General features: G+C 59.4%; 1 protein-coding gene. It reads left to right on the top strand.

Features of this window, described 5'->3' with window-relative positions; genetic code table 11:
• The coding region (locus ACOZIO_RS25165; RefSeq protein ID WP_421595886.1) for a contractile injection system protein, VgrG/Pvc8 family at window positions 1–219 on the top strand (219 nt) is incomplete at both ends.

Genomic DNA, 219 nt, shown 5'->3' with positions numbered 1-219 from the left:
AGCACATCATCAACTATTCCGCCCTGCTCCTGATGTACCCCGACGGTAAGCCGTGGGAGCCGGTTAAACCACGCATTATCCCCGGCGTCATCACCCAGTTCCGCCAGTGCGGCACCTCCGCCGATGAGACCCGCTACGTCGCCACGCTGGAACACCGCGTCACCCGGTTAAATCAGGGCAGCAATAACGCGATTTACCAGAACGACAGCGTCATCAGCA

The sequence above is a fragment of the Rahnella sp. PD4 genome (assembly GCF_049199325.1).
In the GTDB taxonomy this organism is placed as follows: Bacteria; Pseudomonadota; Gammaproteobacteria; order Enterobacterales; family Enterobacteriaceae; genus Rahnella; species Rahnella perminowiae.
Note: the sequence above shows the minus strand (reverse complement) of the source record. Positions and strands in the feature narration are given on the sequence as shown.